The sequence below is a fragment of the Clostridium minihomine genome (assembly GCF_900240385.1).
GTDB classification, from domain to species: domain Bacteria; phylum Bacillota; class Clostridia; order Oscillospirales; family Acutalibacteraceae; genus Faecalispora; species Faecalispora minihomine.
Genome location: NZ_OEQH01000003.1, coordinates 333,832 through 352,119 on the forward strand (window position 1 = coordinate 333,832; position 18,288 = coordinate 352,119).

The following is an 18,288-nucleotide window of genomic DNA, read 5'->3' on the forward strand; positions in this document are numbered from 1 at the left end:
TATGGAGAAGCTGTCATATCACCTGCCGGTTTTTGACGGCCCCTTGGATTTGCTGCTGACGTTGATTTCCAAAAACAAGGTGGAAATTTGTGATATTTCTATCTCAGAACTGTTAGAGCAGTATTTGGAGCAGATGAACCGAATGCAGGAACAAAATATGGAGATTTCCAGTGAGTTTTTGGAGATGGCCGCGCGTTTAGTTTATTTAAAGACGGTTTCTCTGCTTCCAAGGCACGAGGAAGCAGAGGAGCTTCGCCGGGAACTCACTGGACAGCTGCTGGAATACCAGCAGTGCAAACAGGCGGCTCAAATGCTGGCCCAGGGTTTTACTTGGGACTCGTTTATTCGTCTGCCGGTCAAGCTGCCTGCCGATATGATATACAGCCGCACACACAGCCCCAGGGAACTTCTGGCGGCGTATCTGAGCGCGGCGGGACGCGGCAGGCGCTTTTTGCCCCCGCCCGCGGAATCTTTTGAAGGAATTGTAACGCGCAAGCCGGTATCTGTGGCTTCTCGAATCATTTTTGTGCTTCGCCGCCTTTGGAATCAAAAGCGGCTTCCTTTTTCTGATCTGCTTACGGAAAGCCGACATAAATCTGATATGGTGGCAACTTTTCTAGCAGTTTTGGAATTGGTAAAAAACCGCCGGATTCGTGTGGACGGCGAGGGCTTGAGTGCGGATGTAACATTGCTGAGTGGCGGTGCTGACAAATGGAAATAAAAAAATTACAGGGAGCCATCGAGGCCATTTTGTTTTCCAGCGGGGATGCGGTTCCTTTGGACAGGATAGCCGAGGCTTTGGAACTGGACAAGCCCACCACAGCCAGGCTGATGAAGAGTGTAATGGACTCCTTTCATCAATCTGTAAAAGGAATTCGGATTGTGCAGTTGGAAAATCAATATCAAATGTGTACTTTGGATGAATATGGAGAAATCATCCGGCGCACACTGGATTTAAGAAGAAACGCACCTCTTTCTCAGGCAGCTATGGAGGTTCTTGCTGTGGTTGCCTACCATCAGCCGGTGACCAAGGCTTTTGTGGAACAGGTGCGCGGGGTAGACAGTTCCGGCGTAATTGGGAACCTGTGTGAAAAAGGGCTGCTTCAGGAACAGGGGCGTTTGGATTTGCCGGGGCGTCCGCTGCTTTACGGCACCACAGAAAATCTTTTGCGCTGCTTACAGATTTCTTCTCTAAAAGAATTGCCGCCGCTGCCGCAAAGCAAGCAAGAAGATTTGGATGAAACGACCGAAGAAGCAGGTTTCGCTATAGAAGCGGCAGAAAATAAATGAGGATAGGGGGACGCCTTGATGATCTGGCTGATTGTGTTACTGGGGATACTGGGTCTGATAGCGGTCCTTCTGGCAATTCCTGTTACCGTTCGCCTGTCTTTTGATAGTGAGCGCGGGTATAGCGGCAAGATTCAGTATTTATTTTTTAAATTTCGGCTGCCTCCGGAAGAAAAAGAAGAAAAGGTTCCTTCGAAAAGAAAAGAAAAGGAAGAGCCGGACGAAAAAAAGAAGGGAATTCGGGATATAATAAAGCAAAAAGGATTCTCGGGTTTTCTGGATTTTATCGCTGAGCTGACTTCGATTGCAGGCGGCACGGCCAAACGCCTGATTTCACACATCCGGCTTAAGGAACTGAAAATCAAAGCTTTGGTTGCGGGGGAAGACGCAGCGTGTACCGCAGTGGCATACGGCGCGGTAAGCGCACTGGTTTATCCGATTGCCAGCACGTTTATCACCATAGGCAAATGTAAACACTATGACGTATCGGTTACTCCGGATTTTGAAAGCGAAGAATCCAGCGCAAAGCTGTTTTTTCATGCGAGTGTTCGTTTGTTGTTTTTGGTAATTGCAGGGCTTTATGCATTGCTTCGGTACGTCAAACGAATCATTCGCCAAAAGATGGAGCAGAATGCAAAAACAGAGCCTGTAACTGAAAACAGCAAATAAGGAAATATGAAAGAAAGCGGTGTATCAAAATGAGCAATCATCCCATTGAAGGAATGATGGACACAACTTTAGAAAAAATCAAGCAGATGGTGGACGTAAATTCCATTATCGGTGATCCGATTACAGCGCCGGACGGAACAATTATTATTCCAATATCAAAAATATCTTACGGTTTTGGATCGGGTGGTTCCGATCTGCCTGAGAAAATTTCTTCCGATAAAAATCGATTCGGCGGCGGCGCGGCGGCCGGAATTACGATTCAGCCGGTGGCATTTCTGACTATTAGCGCCGGAAATGTGCGTATGATTCAGGTGGATCCTTATTATGGTTCCGTGGATCGGGTGATTGGCATGGTTCCCGAAGTGTTTGATAAGGTGAACGATATGATGGGGCAGCGAAAAGCGAAAAAAGCGGCTGAAAAAAGTGCATCAGACAAATTAAACGATCCGCAAATCTGAGGCGTAGCGCTTTAAAAATGAAAACGATGCTCTAAAAGAATGTATTGCTATCCGTTTAAATTTTCTGCTATTTTGATATAAAAGTTTTTTGTTGCGGTAGAAACAGACAAAATTTTGATCTTTTCAAAAACCGCTCTAATAAACTGGCGTCTGCCTGCATACTATTAGCAGGCAGGTGATGAGTTTGTTAAAAAGAATTATGACAGTGCTGCTTTCGATACTGTTTCTTTCGTCGGCAGTTCCCATGGTATCAGCAGAGGAACATCAGAAGGCACCAGACGGTACCCCCGTTGTTTCTGCTCATTCGGCGGTGTTGATCGATGCCTATAGCGGAAAAGTGCTGTTCGCAAAGCAGGAATCGGAACGACTGCCTATGGCCAGCACCACGAAGATTATGACGGCTTTGTTGGCTTTGGAAACAGCAGCAGTAAAAGATCCGGTGGTTACGGTTACCGATGAAATGGTTCGGGTGGAAGGTTCTTCCATGGGATTGATGCCGGGCAACAAAATAAAGCTCAGCGATTTAGCGTCGGGCATGATGATGGTTTCAGGCAACGACGCGGCGAACACCACCGCCATAGCTGTGGCGGGTAACGCACCGGAATTTGCCAAGCTGATGAATGCCCGTGCCAAAGAAATCGGGATGAAGAATACCAATTTTGTCACCCCCTCTGGCCTGGATGCCGAAGGGCATTATTCCACTGCTTATGATATGGCGCTTTTGGGGGCAGAAGCTCTTAGCAATAATCAGTTTGCAGGGATTGTGTCTCAAAAACAGATCAGTGTAAAATTTATTAATCCGGATCAAACCATCCGGTATGGAAATCATAACAGGCTTTTAAGCCTTTACCCAGATTCTATTGGAATCAAAACCGGCTTTACCAAAAAGGCAGGGCGCTGCTTGGTCAGCGCGGCCGAACGCAATGGGGTAAAGTTGGTGGCGGTAACTTTGAATGCACCGAATGACTGGGATGATCATGAAAAACTGTATGACTACGGATTTTCTTTGTTATCCCCTTTTACCCCTGATACTTCACTGTTTGACCTGAAAGTACCCGTAGTGGGTGGCATGGTAGACTCAATGTCGGTTGTTCCCGGTGCAGTGGAGCAAATCTCATTAACCAAAGAAGAAGCGGAACAGGTTAAGCTGACGGTGGAACTGCCCCGCTTTGTTTACGCACCGGTAAGAGCCGGAGAAATGGTTGGAACAGCCCGTTACCGTTTGGGCAATGAAACGGTTTTGGAAATCCCTCTTTTAGCACAGCAGGCAGCAGATTGTCCTCAGCTGCCCAAAACGAAGCTGCAAAAGATATGGGATGGAATAAAAGCATTATTTCAATAATAACGAAGCAATTCAGTAAGGAAGTAACCTATGGCAAAAGATGTTAGACTGCAAAAAATGATGGCAGACAGCGGTATCGCCTCCCGCAGAAAAGCAGAAGAAATGATTGCCGCCGGCGCAGTGCGGGTAAACGGTGTGGTGGCAAAGATTGGCGATAAGGTCGATCCGCAAAAAGATAAAGTGACGGTTCACGGGAGGAATGTGACCAAACGCACCCGGAATGTTTATGTTATGCTGCATAAGCCCCGTGGTTTTATTACCACAATGAGCGATGAAATGGAACGAAAATGTGTGGCGGAACTGGTCAGCGAAGTGCCCGAGCGAATTTATCCGGTGGGCCGGCTGGACCGGGAATCCGAAGGCCTTCTTCTGATGACAAATGACGGTGACTTTGCCAATGCGATGACGCACCCTTCTATGCATGTTCCAAAAACATACCGCGTTACGGTGCGCCCCGGTGTTACCGAAGATCAACTGACCCAAATTGCGGTTGGCATTGTGATTGATGGCCAAAAAACAGCGCCTGCCAATGTTCATGTTATTTCTGAAGAGCCGGGCAGGGTTGTGCTGGAAATTGTATTATACGAAGGCCGTAACCGTGAAATTCGCAAAATGTGCGAAGCGTTGGGGCTGGAGGTTGCACGCTTAAAGCGGACTGCCATTGGCCCGGTGCGAATGGGTATGCTGCAGCCCGGCCAGTGGCGAAATCTGACTGGGGAAGAGGTTAAGCGCCTGATGACTGCAGCCAAAGCAGACAAAGCTGCCGCACAACCCAAAGCAGAGGGAAAAGCCCCTGTGCGGGCATCGGCCCGAAAAGGCGGCGGCTCCCCCCAAAAGAGATATTAAACCGCTATTCTAAAGTGTTTTGATAAAATGGTTTTGGTTTTGCCACAGGATATATCAGGATCCTGTGGCTTTCTTTTCTGGTCGAATCCAATTTGGTTTTTGTCAGATTTTTAACCAGTCAAAACGACGTTTTTTTCCTGTATTACACTTGTTATTCCAATGGGAATACAGTATAATAATACCAAGTATTTATTTTTATTCTTGGTTTTGCTTCTGCTGAATTTACCACACATCAGCGGCGGGCGGCTTATTCTATCGTAAGTCGTTTTTTTTATGATAAAATCATGATGAAATGAAAACCAGATATATTGCAAAGGAATGGAGGAACAAAAACATGAGTGTTGTCAGCAATAAAGAATTGCTACAAAGCTCTCGCGATGCTGTCAAGAGTAAAAAAGTGTACAAGCGCATTTCCCTCTTGGTGGATGAAGGCTCCTTTCAGGAATTGGATGCTTATGCCAAGTCTGCGGATCATGCAGCGGAGGCTGTAACGGGCTTTGGGTATGTTGACGGGATGCCGGTATATGTTTTCGCTCAGGACAGTGAAGTAGACGGGGGCGCCATGTCCAAGGTGCAGGCTTACAAGATCAGAAAGCTGTATGATTTAGCTCTGAAAACCGGTACGCCCATCGTGGGGATTTATGATTCCGTGGGGGGACGTCTGACAGAAGGCGCCGAACTTTTGGCGGCTTACGGAGAGATTTTGCAGAAAAGCAATAATTTGTCTGGTGTAGTTCCTCAAATTTCTGTAGTGTTGGGTCCTTGTGTAGGCACATCTGCTTTAATCGCAGCGGGTGCGGATTTTGTGATTATGTCAAAAGACGCGGTTCTGACTTTAGAAACCGGTGATGCAGATGGTTCTGCGCAGGTCAACTCCCAGAAGGGCATGGCTCATTTGGTGGAGAAAACCGAAGAAGACGCCATTCAAAAGGCACGTTTGCTGGTGGGGCGTCTGCCTTCCAATAACCTTGCTCTTGCCCCGGATTCGGATGTTTTGAAAGCGGGTGCAAACGCAGAACTGGAAGAAGGCATGGGCGTTGTCGATGTCATTCAGGCTGTTGTGGATGAGGGAAGCTTTATCGAGGTAAGTCCGGAATATGGCACTTCTGCCATTGCCGGGTTGGCTTTAATCAATGGCATTTCGGTCGGCGTTATCGGCTATCGTGATGTGGTGGGTTCCTATTGCTGCAACAAGGCAGCACGGCTTGTGCGCTTCTGCGATGCATTTTCTTTGCCCCTGATTACCATTGTGGATGCCGATAAGTTTGCGTCTTTAAGAGAGGCCGCAAAGCTGTCGGGTGCATATTCTGAAGCCACTACCATTAAGATTACCGTGATTACCGGTCAGGCTGTGGGTGCATTTTACATTGCCACTGCCGGTCGCGGAGCCAATGCAGATGTCACGCTGGCATGGACCAGCGCAGTCGTATCTCCGATTTCTCCTGCTGCTGCGGCACTGTTCCAGTCCGGCGGCGAACTGGCTGGCTCTGAAAATCCCATTGAGGATCGCAAACAGCTGATTGAAGACTATAAAACAACAAAGGCTTCGCCCTTTGCGGCCGCTGCCGACGGATATATTGAAGATATTATCCTGCCGGGTGAAACTCGTGAAAGACTGATAACCCAGTTGGAATTGCTGGCAGGCAAACGTGTTTCCACTTTGCCGAAAAAGCACAGCAATCTTCCTGTGTGATTTAGATAACAGGACGTTTTATTTCCTATTTTTATGAAAAGGGGTACCGAAAATGAAGAATTTAAAAATCACCGTAAACGGTGTTGCTTATAACGTTCAGGTAGAAGAAACTACCGCTTCCGCGCCTGTGGCCCCGGCCCCGGTGGCTGCTCCTGCTCCGGCTCCCGCGCCCGCACCTGTTGCGGCTCCTGCTCCGGCTCCGGCTGCACCGAAAGCTGCAGCTCCGAAAGCCGCTGCTCCCGCTGGCGGTGCCAACAGTGTAAATGCGCCCATGCCCGGCACAATTCTCAGCATTTCGGCAACTGTCGGTCAGGCTGTGAAAAAGGGTCAGGTGCTTTTGATTCTGGAAGCAATGAAGATGGAAAACGAGATTATGTCGCCTCAGGATGGCGTTATCGCAGGAATTCACGTTGCGAAAGGGGAAGCCGTGAATCCGGGAACTCCCCTCGTATCCTTCCAGTAAGGGAGGCGGAGAATCATGGTTAAAAAAATTGGAATTACCGAAACCGTTCTGCGTGACGCCCATCAGTCGCTGATTGCCACCAGAATGCCCATTGAAGATATGATCCCGATCCTGCCCAAGATGGATCAGGTCGGTTTTCATTCCTTAGAGTGCTGGGGCGGAGCCACTTTTGACTCTTGCCTGCGCTTTTTGAACGAAGATCCCTGGGACAGACTGCGCACCATTCGCCGTTTGTGCCCGAACACTAAACTGCAAATGCTGTTCCGCGGCCAGAATATGCTGGGTTACCGCCACTATGCCGATGATGTTCTGGACTATTTTGTGCAGCGCACCGTGGCAAATGGCATTGATATCATCCGTATTTTTGACGCGCTGAACGACCTTCGCAATTTGGAGCGTGCCATCAAGGCGGCCAAAAAAGAAGGCGCTCATGCTCAGGTGGGTATCTCTTATACCACCGGGCCTGTCTTTACCAATGAATATTTTGTAGATTATGCAAAGCGTATTCAGGAAGCCGGAGCCGACTCTATCTGCATTAAGGATATGGCTGCTCTTTTGACTCCTTACAAAACAGAGGAACTGGTAAAGGCGTTGAAATCTGCTGTTGATCTGCCGATTCAGCTGCATACCCACTATACTTCTGGCCTTGCGTCCATGTGTGCTATCAAAGGTGTGGAAGCGGGCGTCGATTTTGTGGACACCGCGATGTCCCCGCTGGCTCTGGGCACGTCTCATGCACCCACAGAGTCCATTGTGGCGGCGTTCCAGGGAACAGAGTATGACACCGGGCTGGATCTGGTTCTGCTCAACGAAATCCGTGAATATTTCATGACCCTTCGGGAGAAATATATTGCAAACGGACTTTTGGATCCCCAGATGCTTGCTACCAACACCAAGGCGCTTTTGTATCAGGTTCCCGGCGGCATGTTGTCTAACCTGCTTTCTCAGCTGAAACAGGCCGGAAAAGCTGACCAGCTGGAAGAAGTTATGGCCGAAATTCCGCGTGTTCGTCAGGATTCCGGTTACCCGCCTTTGGTAACACCCACTTCTCAGATTGTGGGTACTCAGGCGGTGTTCAACGTGATTACCGGCGAGCGTTATAAAATGTGCACCAAGGAATTTAAGGATATGGTAGCCGGAAAGTACGGAAAAACGCCGATGCCGATTGATCCTGCTTTCCGCAAAAAGATTATTGGCGACACAGAAGTAATTGATTGCCGCCCCGCTGATTTGCTGGAGCCGGAGCTGGAAACTCTGCGCAAAGAAGCGGCTCAATGGACGGAGCAGGAAGAGGACGTTTTGTCCTATGCCCAGTTCCCCAAAGTAGCAGAGGATTTCTTCAAAAGGCGCCGTGACGCGAAGTACGGCATCAACAGCCAGTACGCCAATGAGGAAAAACAGGTTCATCCTGTTTGATAGCCGCCGAATTTCCGGGGAATCCTGATGACCCGGGGGTTTATAGCCATAGTGTGTGGCAATTGCTTTGCAGAGTGATTGCAAAGGCATTCTAAAGGCACAAACCGTATCCTTTTGGGGTATGAACAGGCACTGCCTGTTTTGAAGGTACAAAGTATTTTCAAGTTCGGTGTTTCTATCGTTTGTAATAACAGTCCCAAGGCCTGTGTCAGGCTTGGGACTGTTATTCCTTTGCTGTGCTTTTTCTTTGAAGGAAAAAGCGGTGAAGGTTGCAATTGTGTAATAAAACTGGTAAAATGAAGTGATAATATTTTGAAAGCGCGAGCTTTCGTAATCTTACTAACGTTGGGATGATACGCCATGATAAAAAGTATGACGGGGTATGGCCGGGCGGAAGGGACCCTGGATGGGCGATACATCATAGTCGAAATCAAATCGGTGAACCATCGGTATTTTGAATTCAACTCAAAAGTCACACGGGGTTACTCTTTTTTGGATGAAAAATTAAAGTCTTATTTGCAAAAAAGAATCTCCCGGGGAAAAGTAGATGTGTTTGTTTCCATTGAAACGTTGCAGGATGCAGATGCACAGGTTCTTGTCAATCATTCTGTGGCTGCGGGTTATTTAAATGCTTTAAAAGAACTGCGGGATACTTATGGGCTGAAAGACGACATTACCGTAATGGGCCTTTCCCGGTACAGTGACATTTTCACGGTGCACCGCACACCAGAAGATGAAGACCAAATTTGGGCAAGCGTGTCTCAAATTGCAGAGCAGGCGATGGAACAGCTGCTGCAAATGCGCGAGCTGGAAGGCAGCCGTTTGAAGGCAGATATCGCCCGCAGAGCCGGGACAATCATTTCCTTGGTGGATGCGGTGGAAGAACGATCCCCTGTTACGGTGCAGGAATACCAGCAAAAGCTGCTGACGCGTCTTCTGGATTTGCTGCATGACAGCAACATTGAAGAGCAGCGGGTGCTGACCGAAGCTGCAATTTTTGCAGATAAAATTGCTGTGGCAGAAGAAACCGTCCGTCTGCGCAGTCATTTTGATCAATTGAATTTAATGCTGGAATCCTCTGAAGCGATTGGCAGAAAGCTGGATTTTCTCGTGCAGGAAATGAACCGGGAAACCAATACCATCGGTTCCAAGGCGTCTGATTCTCAGATTGCCTATATGGTGGTTGATATGAAAGCGGAAATTGAAAAAATCAGAGAACAGATTCAAAATATCGAATAGTCATTCTTAGGAGGAAACACAGCATGAGGCTTATTAACATTGGTTTTGGCAATATGGTGTCTGCCAATCGCCTGGTGGCTATTGTCAGTCCCGAGTCAGCGCCGATTAAGCGCATTATACAGGACGCCAAAGAACGGGGCACTTTAATTGACGCGACTTATGGCCGGCGCACCCGGGCAGTCATTGTAACAGATAGCGACCACGTTATCTTGTCGGCGGTTCAACCCGAAACGGTTGCAAACCGGCTCAATGACCGGGATGAAGACATGGCTGATGAGGAGCTGGATGAGAATGACTAAAGGATTAATGGTGGTGTTTTCGGGGCCTTCGGGTGTTGGAAAAGATACGGTGCTTCGGGCATTGCTTGCTCAGGAGGACAGTGTCAAGCTGTCTGTTTCGGCTACAACCCGTTCCCCGCGCCCCGGCGAACAGGATGGACGGGATTATTATTATGTAACCCGTGAACAATTTCAGACAATGATCGAGAATGGCGAAGTGCTGGAGCATGCCGAATATTGCGGCAACTATTATGGTACTCCTTTGGGTCCCATTCAGGAATGGCAGGGAAAAGGATATGATGTCATTCTAGAAATCGAGGTACAGGGCGGCGCCCAGATCAAAGAAAAAAATCCGGACTGTGTCAGTGTGTTTTTGCTGCCGCCTTCGCTGGAAGTTTTAGAATCCCGCCTGCGGGACAGGGCTTCAGACAGCGAAGATGTGATAGAAAAACGCCTGACGGCGGCCTGCGACGAAATTCAGCAGGCACGAAATTATGATTATTTAATTGTGAATGATACGGTAGAACATGCGGTGGAGCAAATTCGTGCGATTCTTTGTGCAGAAAAACTTCGTTTTCACCGTGCCGATTCTAATATTGAAAGGATGCTGAATTATGCTAAGACCATCTCCTGAGGCTTTTTCCACTCCGAACCTGAGCCAGTATTCCATTGTGGTGGCTGTTGCCAAACGCGCCAGAGAAATCGCAGACGAGGCAGAAAAGGCGGGGGAAATCCTGATTGAAAAGCCGGTGGATCTGGCGGTACGGGATTTTATCCAGCACAAATATAAAGTGATACTCCCCGAGCAGGAACCCGGTCAGGAATATTTTGGGGAACGATAATCCAGCGGGTGAGGAGAATCCATGGAGCAGATGACCACAGCGAATGTGGCAGTGGAAAATACGGCGTATCATTTTGATAAGGATTTTACTTATCTGGTTCCGCCGGGAATGGCTGTTTTGGCCGGATGCCGGGTTTTGGTTCCTTTTGGAAACGGAAATCGAAAGCGGCAGGGGATTGTGCTTTCTGTGCAGCCATGTCAGCAAGTGGAATCTTTAAAGCCCATTGCAGTTGTGCTGGACGAAGCACCTTTGCTTTCTGCTGAGCAGCTGCTTTTGGTCCCCTGGTTAAAAGATCGATATTTTTGCACGTTATTTGATGCCGCCAAACTTTTGTTGCCTGCGGGGATTAATTATAAAATTTCCACCCAATACATGTTGGCCATTCCCAAAGCGGAATGGGGGGAACAAGATTTTTCAGAATCTGAGTGGCTGTTGCTTTCTCGACTAGAGCAAAAACCCGCTGCGGAAGAAGAATTGCTGCAAATGTTGGGGCCACAATCGGGGCGTTCCGTTTTAGAAAAGCTTTGTTCTGTGGGAATTCTAAAAAAAGACAGCGCAGCCACACGCCGCATCGGTGATGCGATGCGGAAGATGGTGCGCCTTACAACCGAAGATGCGCCGGATACCCTTTCCCCAAAGCAACGGGAGGTATTCCGGTTACTTTTCACTATTGGCTCTGTTTCTGTGAAGGAACTTTGTTATTTTGCAGGGGTTACGTCTTCTGTTACGGATGCTTTGGTCAAAAAAGGCCTTGCCATATATTATGAAGAGGAACGATATCGCAATCCGTATCAGCTGGCTCAAGCACAGGAATCTGTGCCGGATATTTGTTTGTCGCAAGAGCAGCAAGAGGCCTATGAAGGCCTGCTGAAGCAATATCGGGCCGGCGGCGCGGTATCGCTGTTATACGGAGTAACCGGCAGCGGAAAAACCCAGGTGTTTCTACGCTTGATTGAAGATGTGATTGCGGATGGGCGCGGTGTAATTGTGATGGTACCCGAAATTTCACTGACGCCTCAAACCGTGTCTTTATTTCATCAAAGATACGGCTCCAAAGTAGCGGTATTTCACAGCGGCCTGTCTTTGGGGGAACGGCTGGATGAATGGAAGCGGGTCAAAACTGGACAGGCCATGATTGTGGTGGGAACTCGATCTGCGGTGTTTGCACCCTTTGAAAATCTGGGGCTAATCGTAATGGACGAAGAGCAGGAAGCCACCTATAAATCGGAATCGGCACCCCGTTACCACGCTCGGGAAGTGGCCAAGTTTCGATGTGCTTACCAGAAAGGGCTTCTTCTTCTTTGTTCGGCTACTCCATCTGTGGAAAGCACTTTTTTTGCCCAAAAGGGAAGATATTCGCTGCATCCGCTGCCCAGCCGTTTTGGTCCGGCTCAACTGCCGAAGGTTACGGTGGTGGACATGAACCAAGAGGTTTTGGCGGGAAACACTTCTGCTTTTAGCCAAACCCTTCGGGATGCATTAACCCGCACCATCGAAAAAGGGGAACAGGCGATTTTACTTTTGAATCGCCGTGGCTATCATACCTTTGCCTCCTGCAAAGCTTGCTCCGAAGTGGTCAGCTGCCCCAATTGCAGTATCTCTTTGACTTATCACGCGGCAAATCACCGTTTGATGTGCCATTACTGTGGATATTCCATTCCGGCTTCCAAGTGCTGCCCTTCCTGTAAAGAAGACGCGGTGCATTTTTCCGGGGCGGGAACCCAGCGGGCAGAAGAGCAGCTGGCACAGTTATTCGCTGAGGCACGAATTCTTCGTTTGGATACGGACACCACCATGGGCCGTTTTTCTTATGAAAAAAAGCTTGAACGGTTTGAAAAAGGCGAATATGATATGATCATAGGAACCCAAATGGTAGCCAAAGGCCTTGATTTTGCCAATGTTACTTTGGTGGGGGTTCTGTCGGCAGATCAGTCTCTTTATGGGGATGACTTTCGGTGTTCGGAACGCTCTTTTGACCTGTTAACCCAAGTGGTTGGCCGTTCGGGGCGCGGTTCGTTTGCCGGGCAGGCTGTCATTCAAACCTTTACGCCGGAAAACCGGGTGATCCAGTTGGCTGCGGCTCAGGATTACGGCACCTTCTATAAAGAAGAAATTGCTTTTCGGCGTGCAATGCTGTATCCGCCTTTCGCGGATTTTGTTATGGTGGGTTTTGTTGGGCAGAATGAAGATAGGGTGTGTCAGGCCAGCCTGTTCTTTATGGATTTGCTTCGCAAACTGGCCAGCCGGGAATATCCGGATCTGCCCCTTCGGGTGCTGGATCCTTCCCCGGCGCTTGTCACTAAGGTAAGCAATAAATACCGCTATAAGCTGATGATAAAGTGCAGGAACGACAGACGGTTCCGAACGATGCTTTCACGGCTTTTGACGGAATTCTCTGCCGATCGGCGTTATACGCAGATAACGGCTTTTGTGGACAGCAATCCGGCGTCCACTTTATGAATACTTATGAATGGAGGAATGAGCAATGGCGATTCGCAATATTGTGAAGGATGGCGACCCGGTTCTATTAAAAGTATCCCGTCCTGTGGAAAAATTTGATGAGAAGCTGGCAATGCTATTAGATGATATGAGAGAAACCGTCACCGCTGCAAACGGAGCCGGTTTAGCGGCGCCTCAGGTGGGAATCCTGCGGCGTATAGTTGTGGTGGTGAATATAGAGGACGAAAGTATTTTGGAACTGGTGAACCCGGAAATCCTTGAGAGTGATGGGGAACAAGACGGTGCAGAAGGTTGCCTGTCGTTTCCCGGCCAGTATGGATTGGTAAAGCGCCCCATGCGGGTAAAGGTTCGTGCTCAGGATCGCCAGGGTAAGTTCTTTGAGCTTGAGGGAGAGGAATTTTTAGCCCGAGCGTTTTGCCACGAGATCGATCACCTGAACGGGGTGGTATTCAAACAGCGTGTCAGCCGCATGCTGTCTGAGGATGAATTAGAGGACTGATTACGGGAGGAAAATCATATGCGGATTGTTTTTATGGGAACACCGGATTTTGCCGTTCCGTGTCTTCAGGCTTTGCTGGATGCGGGGCATCAGATTTGCGGCGTTTTCACTCAGCCCGATAAGCCAAAGGGCCGGGGATACACCCTGACTCCTCCTCCGGTAAAAGAACTGGCGTTAAAACGGGGACTTCCCGTTTATCAGCCGGATACCCTTCGCACACCGGAAGCACAGGAATTGGTTGCTTCTTTACAGCCAGAGGCTATTGTGGTGGTGGCTTACGGCAAGCTGCTCCCCAAAGCTGTTCTGACACTTCCGCCTTATGGCTGTATCAATGTTCACGGCTCTTTGCTCCCCAAGTATCGGGGTGCGGCCCCCATTCAGTGGGCGGTGATTAACGGAGAACCCGTTACCGGGGTTACCACCATGTATATGGATGAAGGACTGGACACTGGTGATATTCTGCTGACGGCAGAAACAGCAATTGGCGAAAATGAAACTTCTGGCGAACTATTTGACCGCCTTTGCATTTTGGGTGCGCAAGTATTGGTAGACACGATTCAGGGACTTTCGGCGGGGACTTTGACTCGTATCCCGCAGGAAGAAAGCAAATCAAGCTATGCATCCATGCTCAGCCGGGAATTGTCACAAATTGATTGGAACTGCTCTGCCCAAGAAATTCATAATTTGGTTCGGGGGCTTTCTCCCTGGCCAACAGCTTCTTCCCAATACTTGGGAAAACGGCTTAAAATTCATCAGACAGAGGTTCTGCCGGATGCACCGGGCGCACCCGGGCAAGTGCTCGGGGGAAAAGATTTTCTGGTTTCCTGCAGCGGCAATACAGTGCTTCGGCTGGTTACGGTTCAATATGAGGGCGGAAAAAGAATGAACGGTTCCGATTTTCTAAGAGGCCATCCGGCGTTACCGGATACCAAATTGGGAGAATAACGGAGGGATACCATGGAATATTTTTTCTATGATCACACTTATTTTATTTATATTGTGCCGGCGCTGATCATTTCGATGGTGGCTCAGCTTCGGGTTCAGTCTGCATTTCGCAAATATTCTAAAATTCCAAATCGGCGAAACCTGACGGGAGCAGAGGCAGCCCGCCAGGTTTTGCGCTTTCATGACATTACAGATGTTCCCATTCAGCCCATCGGCGGGCAATTGACAGACCATTATGACCCCAGAAACAACAGCATCAGCCTGAGCGAGCCGGTTTATGACAATGCCAGCATTGCCGCGGTGGGGGTGGCAGCACACGAAGCAGGACACGCCGTTCAATATGACCGGGGATATTTTCCGGTAAAAGTGCGGACATTCATGGTCCCGGTCGTGAATTTTTCTTCCCGCATGGGAATCCCGCTGGTTGTTGTTGGGATGTTTATGCCGGTGCAGTATGAATTTATCATTTACGCCGGCATTGCGATGTACTCTATGGCAGTTGTGTTTTCTATTTTAACTCTGCCGGTGGAGCTTAACGCCAGTGCCAGGGCAATCAGTGCGCTGGATCGTTCCGGAATGCTGACAGAAGAGGAACTTCGGGGAGCATCCAAAGTCCTCAGGGCTGCCGCGCTGACTTATGTTGCCGCTGCATTTGCCGCGATTCTATCCCTGTTGCGTCTGCTGGCGATTATGGGAAACCGAAGGAGATAAACGCGAATGACACCAAACGCCAGAACAGCAGCCTTGCAGGCGCTGCTTCATGTGGATGAAAACGAAGGATATTCGAATATAGTCATTGACAAAACATTACGGCGATTCCAGCTGGAAAGCCGTGACGCCGCTTTGGCCACAGCGCTTTTTTATGGGGTGCTGGAACGCCGCATTACTTTGGATTATATCATTCAAAGCTTTTGCCGAAATTCCGGCCAACCCCTTCAGCCTGTGGTACGAGAGATTTTGCGAATTGCGGTATACCAAATTCTTTATATGGAAAAAATACCAACATCGGCGGCAGTGAACGAAGCAGTAAACGCGGCAAAAGAAAATGGTGCTGTAAAGGCTTCGGGCTTTATTAACGGCGTTCTTCGCTCTATTTTGCGCGCGGAAAATCCTTTGATTCTTCCCGATGCGGCAAAACACCCGCGAAAAGCCCTTTCTGTGCGCTATTCCTGCCCGGAATGGCTGATTCAGCTTTGGTCGGACTCTTATGGAGAAGAACTTTGTTTCTCTCTTTTAGAAAGCTTATTCTCGAAGCCGCCGGTATACGCAAGGGTAAATACGGCTAAAATCTCTTTAGAAGATTTGATTCCGGTATTGGAGCAGGAAGGTGTAAAGGCTAAAGCCGTTACATTGGTTTCTGATTCTTTGGAACTGGAAGATACCGGAGCCGTTGCCTCTTTAGAAAGCTTTCAACAGGGGCTGTTTCACATTCAAGATCTTTCGTCGCAGCTTTGCTGTGCCTTGGTGAATCCTCAGCCCGGCGAACGGGTGCTGGATGTGTGTGCAGCTCCCGGGGGAAAATCTTTTACCATGGCTCAGCGAATGGAAAACAAGGGCGAGCTTTTGGCCTTTGACAAATATAAGGGAAAAGCCGGACTGATTCGCCAGGGGGCGGAACGCCTGGGCCTTTCCATTATCCAGGCGGCTGTTCGTGATGCCGCTGCCCCAAAAGACGCTTTGGCACCGGGGCAAAAAGTCCTTTGCGACGCCCCTTGTTCCGGTTTGGGGATCATTCGCAGAAAGCCTGAAATCCGCTATAAGCCTCAGGCTTCTCTTGACAGCCTCCCGGATTTGCAGTACCTTATACTCTGTAGATCCTCTGCTCTGACAGAGCCGGACGGGCTGTTGGTTTATTCAACCTGTACGCTGAATCCGAGGGAAAACGGAGAGGTAGCGGCACGGTTTTTAAAAGAGCATCCGGAGTTTGTTCCGGAGCCGCTTCACTTGCCGAATAACATTCGGCGGGTGGTGCCGGAACCGGAATATCAAATGACACTATTGCCGCCGGTTCACGGCACGGATGGCTTTTTTATCGCGGCCTTCCGCCGCCGACGGGAGTAAGGATATGGCACAAAAAGAAATGAATTCAATGACGGAAGAAGAAATTCTTCGAGATTTTAAAGAACAGGGAATGCCGGCTTTTCGGGCACGGCAGGTCTATCAGTGGCTGCACCGCGGGGTTCACAGCTTTGAGCAAATGACGGATCAATCCAAACAAACCCGGGGTTTGCTAGCCGAAAAGTATTACATCTCTGTAGCAACTATTGAAAAAAAACTTATTTCTAATTATGATAATACCATTAAATACCTGTTCCGTTTTGCAGACGGCGAAATGGTGGAAAGCGTTTTGATGCAATACCGCCATGGATATACGATTTGTATTTCAACTCAGGTAGGGTGTAAAATGGGGTGTACTTTCTGTGCCACCGGGCAAGGCGGGTTTTCTCGTAACTTGACGCCGGCAGAAATGTTGGCTCAGGTTCAGGCGGCGCAGCAGGATGCAGGGGTTCGCATTTCTAATATTGTGCTGATGGGCATGGGCGAACCGCTGGATAACTATGAAAATGTCCTGCGCTTTTTAGAACTGGTTTCTTCAGAGCGCGGTCTTAATATTGGTATGCGGCACATTTCCCTTTCCACCTGCGGTGTGGTAGACAAAATTTATGATTTGGCCGACCGCAAGCTGCAGCTGACCTTATCGGTTTCGCTGCATGCGCCAAACGACCAAATTCGATCGCAAACCATGCCGGTGAACCACAAATGGGGCGTGGATGAGCTGTTAAAAGCTTGCCGGTACTATTCTGAGGTAACGCACCGGCGCATATCGTTTGAATATGCCATGATATCCGGGGTTAACGACAGCGATGCCTGTGCCAGAGAATTGGGCAGAAAGCTGCGGGGCACACTTTCTCATATCAATTTAATTCCTGTTAATCAGGTGACGGGAACAGGATATCACAGTGCATCCGTGGAAAGGCAGCAGGCATTTATTCGAATTCTAGAGAAAAATGGTCTGACGGCCACGGTGAGAAGAACGCTTGGTTCAGATATCAATGCTTCCTGTGGGCAGCTTCGCCGCAGGCAGCAAGAGGAGGTGACCGGTCTTTGAAACTATTTAGTAAAACCGACATTGGGCAGGTAAGACAATCAAATCAGGATGCTTGTGCCGGGGAACTTTTTGCTCAGGACCGGGCGTGGGCGGTAGTCTGTGATGGAATGGGCGGTGCAGCTGGGGGAAATATCGCCAGCAGCCTTGCGGTGCAGACGATAGCCGCCAAAATGACAGCGGATCTTTTGGATTCGGTCGGCGATGATACTGAGCGCAAGGAATGGATGGCTCAGGCAGTTCAAGAGGCAAATCAGGCAGTATATCGCCTTGCCAGGGAAAAAGAAGAGCTTCGGGGGATGGGAACCACAGTTGTTTTGGCGGTGGTTTGTCAGCAGTTTGTTTCGGTGGTTCACGCCGGTGACAGCCGCGCTTATCTGCTGTTGCCGGACGGTGATATCCGCCAGATCACAGTAGATCATTCTATGGTGCAGGAGTTGGTAGATAAAGGGGATCTGACAGAACAGGAGGCACAAACCCATCCGCAGAAGAATATCATCACAAGAGCGCTGGGGGTTCAGCCGGCGGTGGAAGTGGATTATATTCAGGAGCCGTTCCCTGAGCGGGCAAGGCTTTTGATCTGTACGGACGGCTTGTCGAATTATGTTGGAACCGAACAGATTTCTCAGCTGTCGCTAGAGCTGGATGCAGAAAGCTTTTGCGAGCAGCTGATCGAATCTGCAAACCATGCGGGCGGCGGTGACAATATTACAGTTGTCGTGATCGAAAACTGACCATGTGATTG

General features: G+C 49.1%; 20 protein-coding genes. All 20 read left to right on the forward strand.

All coding sequences use genetic code 11. From position 1 onward, the window contains the following. Position 1 precedes the first annotated feature (1 nt). The 20 genes from C1A02_RS08550 (at position 2) to C1A02_RS08645 (ending at position 18,277) form a co-directional block, all read left to right on the forward strand. Positions 2–721, forward strand: coding sequence for a segregation and condensation protein A (locus C1A02_RS08550; RefSeq protein WP_101697789.1), 720 nt, complete (start codon positions 2–4; stop codon positions 719–721). Beyond that, positions 712–1,290, forward strand: a complete 579-nt coding sequence (scpB, locus tag C1A02_RS08555) for an SMC-Scp complex subunit ScpB (protein ID WP_101697790.1) — start codon at positions 712–714, stop codon at positions 1,288–1,290. Before C1A02_RS08550 ends, scpB begins: the two co-directional genes overlap by 10 nt. 18 nt (positions 1,291–1,308) lie before the next feature. Beyond that, the gene (locus tag C1A02_RS08560) at positions 1,309–1,956 is read left to right on the forward strand and encodes a DUF2953 domain-containing protein (RefSeq protein ID WP_101697791.1); all 648 of its coding nucleotides are present in this window, start codon (positions 1,309–1,311) and stop codon (positions 1,954–1,956) included. Between the two features lie 29 nt (positions 1,957–1,985). Next, on the forward strand, positions 1,986–2,414 hold the full coding sequence (gene ytfJ / locus C1A02_RS08565) for a GerW family sporulation protein (protein WP_101697792.1): 429 nt from the start codon (positions 1,986–1,988) through the stop codon (positions 2,412–2,414). A 178-nt stretch (positions 2,415–2,592) separates the two neighbouring features. Continuing rightward, positions 2,593–3,756, forward strand: coding sequence for a D-alanyl-D-alanine carboxypeptidase family protein (locus C1A02_RS08570; protein WP_101697793.1), 1,164 nt, complete (start codon positions 2,593–2,595; stop codon positions 3,754–3,756). Between the two features lie 30 nt (positions 3,757–3,786). Continuing rightward, positions 3,787–4,602 (forward strand): pseudouridine synthase, encoded by an 816-nt coding sequence (locus C1A02_RS08575; protein WP_243577967.1) that lies wholly within the window; start codon positions 3,787–3,789, stop codon positions 4,600–4,602. A gap of 334 nt (positions 4,603–4,936) precedes the next feature. Beyond that, positions 4,937–6,295 carry a carboxyl transferase domain-containing protein gene (locus C1A02_RS08580; RefSeq protein WP_164997177.1) on the forward strand — a complete coding sequence of 453 codons (1,359 nt, stop codon included), beginning with the start codon at positions 4,937–4,939 and terminating at the stop codon, positions 6,293–6,295. Between the two features lie 52 nt (positions 6,296–6,347). Then, complete coding sequence (locus C1A02_RS08585) at positions 6,348–6,758, forward strand: biotin/lipoyl-containing protein (protein WP_101697795.1); 411 nt, start codon at positions 6,348–6,350, stop codon at positions 6,756–6,758. 15 nt (positions 6,759–6,773) lie between these two features. Continuing rightward, complete coding sequence (locus tag C1A02_RS08590) at positions 6,774–8,174, forward strand: oxaloacetate decarboxylase subunit alpha (RefSeq protein WP_101697796.1); 1,401 nt, start codon at positions 6,774–6,776, stop codon at positions 8,172–8,174. Positions 8,175–8,534: 360 nt separating this feature from the next. After that, complete coding sequence (locus C1A02_RS08595; RefSeq protein ID WP_101697797.1) at positions 8,535–9,413, forward strand: YicC/YloC family endoribonuclease; 879 nt, start codon at positions 8,535–8,537, stop codon at positions 9,411–9,413. Between the two features lie 23 nt (positions 9,414–9,436). Next, positions 9,437–9,712, forward strand: coding sequence for an extracellular matrix/biofilm regulator RemA (remA, locus tag C1A02_RS08600; RefSeq protein ID WP_101697798.1), 276 nt, complete (start codon positions 9,437–9,439; stop codon positions 9,710–9,712). Then, positions 9,699–10,325 (forward strand): guanylate kinase, encoded by a 627-nt coding sequence (gene gmk / locus C1A02_RS08605; protein WP_101697799.1) that lies wholly within the window; start codon positions 9,699–9,701, stop codon positions 10,323–10,325. Before remA ends, gmk begins: the two co-directional genes overlap by 14 nt. Further along, entirely contained in the window at positions 10,306–10,533 is a 228-nt protein-coding gene (locus tag C1A02_RS08610; RefSeq protein WP_101697800.1) for a DNA-directed RNA polymerase subunit omega, read from the forward strand. The genes gmk and C1A02_RS08610 overlap by 20 nt, the downstream gene beginning before the upstream one ends. A 21-nt stretch (positions 10,534–10,554) precedes the next feature. Further along, positions 10,555–12,993: a replication restart helicase PriA gene (gene priA, locus C1A02_RS08615; RefSeq protein WP_101697801.1), complete on the forward strand. Its 2,439-nt coding sequence runs from the start codon at positions 10,555–10,557 to the stop codon at positions 12,991–12,993. Positions 12,994–13,018: 25 nt separating this feature from the next. After that, the gene (def, locus tag C1A02_RS08620) at positions 13,019–13,492 is read left to right on the forward strand and encodes a peptide deformylase (protein ID WP_101697802.1); all 474 of its coding nucleotides are present in this window, start codon (positions 13,019–13,021) and stop codon (positions 13,490–13,492) included. A gap of 18 nt (positions 13,493–13,510) precedes the next feature. Beyond that, positions 13,511–14,437 carry a methionyl-tRNA formyltransferase gene (gene fmt, locus C1A02_RS08625; protein WP_101697803.1) on the forward strand — a complete coding sequence of 309 codons (927 nt, stop codon included), beginning with the start codon at positions 13,511–13,513 and terminating at the stop codon, positions 14,435–14,437. Between the two features lie 12 nt (positions 14,438–14,449). Continuing rightward, positions 14,450–15,148 carry a zinc metallopeptidase gene (locus tag C1A02_RS08630; RefSeq protein WP_101697804.1) on the forward strand — a complete coding sequence of 233 codons (699 nt, stop codon included), beginning with the start codon at positions 14,450–14,452 and terminating at the stop codon, positions 15,146–15,148. 6 nt (positions 15,149–15,154) lie between these two features. After that, positions 15,155–16,498, forward strand: coding sequence for a 16S rRNA (cytosine(967)-C(5))-methyltransferase RsmB (gene rsmB, locus C1A02_RS08635; protein ID WP_101697805.1), 1,344 nt, complete (start codon positions 15,155–15,157; stop codon positions 16,496–16,498). Between the two features lie 4 nt (positions 16,499–16,502). Further along, the gene (gene rlmN, locus C1A02_RS08640) at positions 16,503–17,546 is read left to right on the forward strand and encodes a dual-specificity RNA methyltransferase RlmN (RefSeq protein WP_101697806.1); all 1,044 of its coding nucleotides are present in this window, start codon (positions 16,503–16,505) and stop codon (positions 17,544–17,546) included. Continuing rightward, entirely contained in the window at positions 17,543–18,277 is a 735-nt protein-coding gene (locus C1A02_RS08645; RefSeq protein ID WP_101697807.1) for a Stp1/IreP family PP2C-type Ser/Thr phosphatase, read from the forward strand. The genes rlmN and C1A02_RS08645 overlap by 4 nt, the downstream gene beginning before the upstream one ends. Positions 18,278–18,288 lie beyond the last annotated feature (11 nt).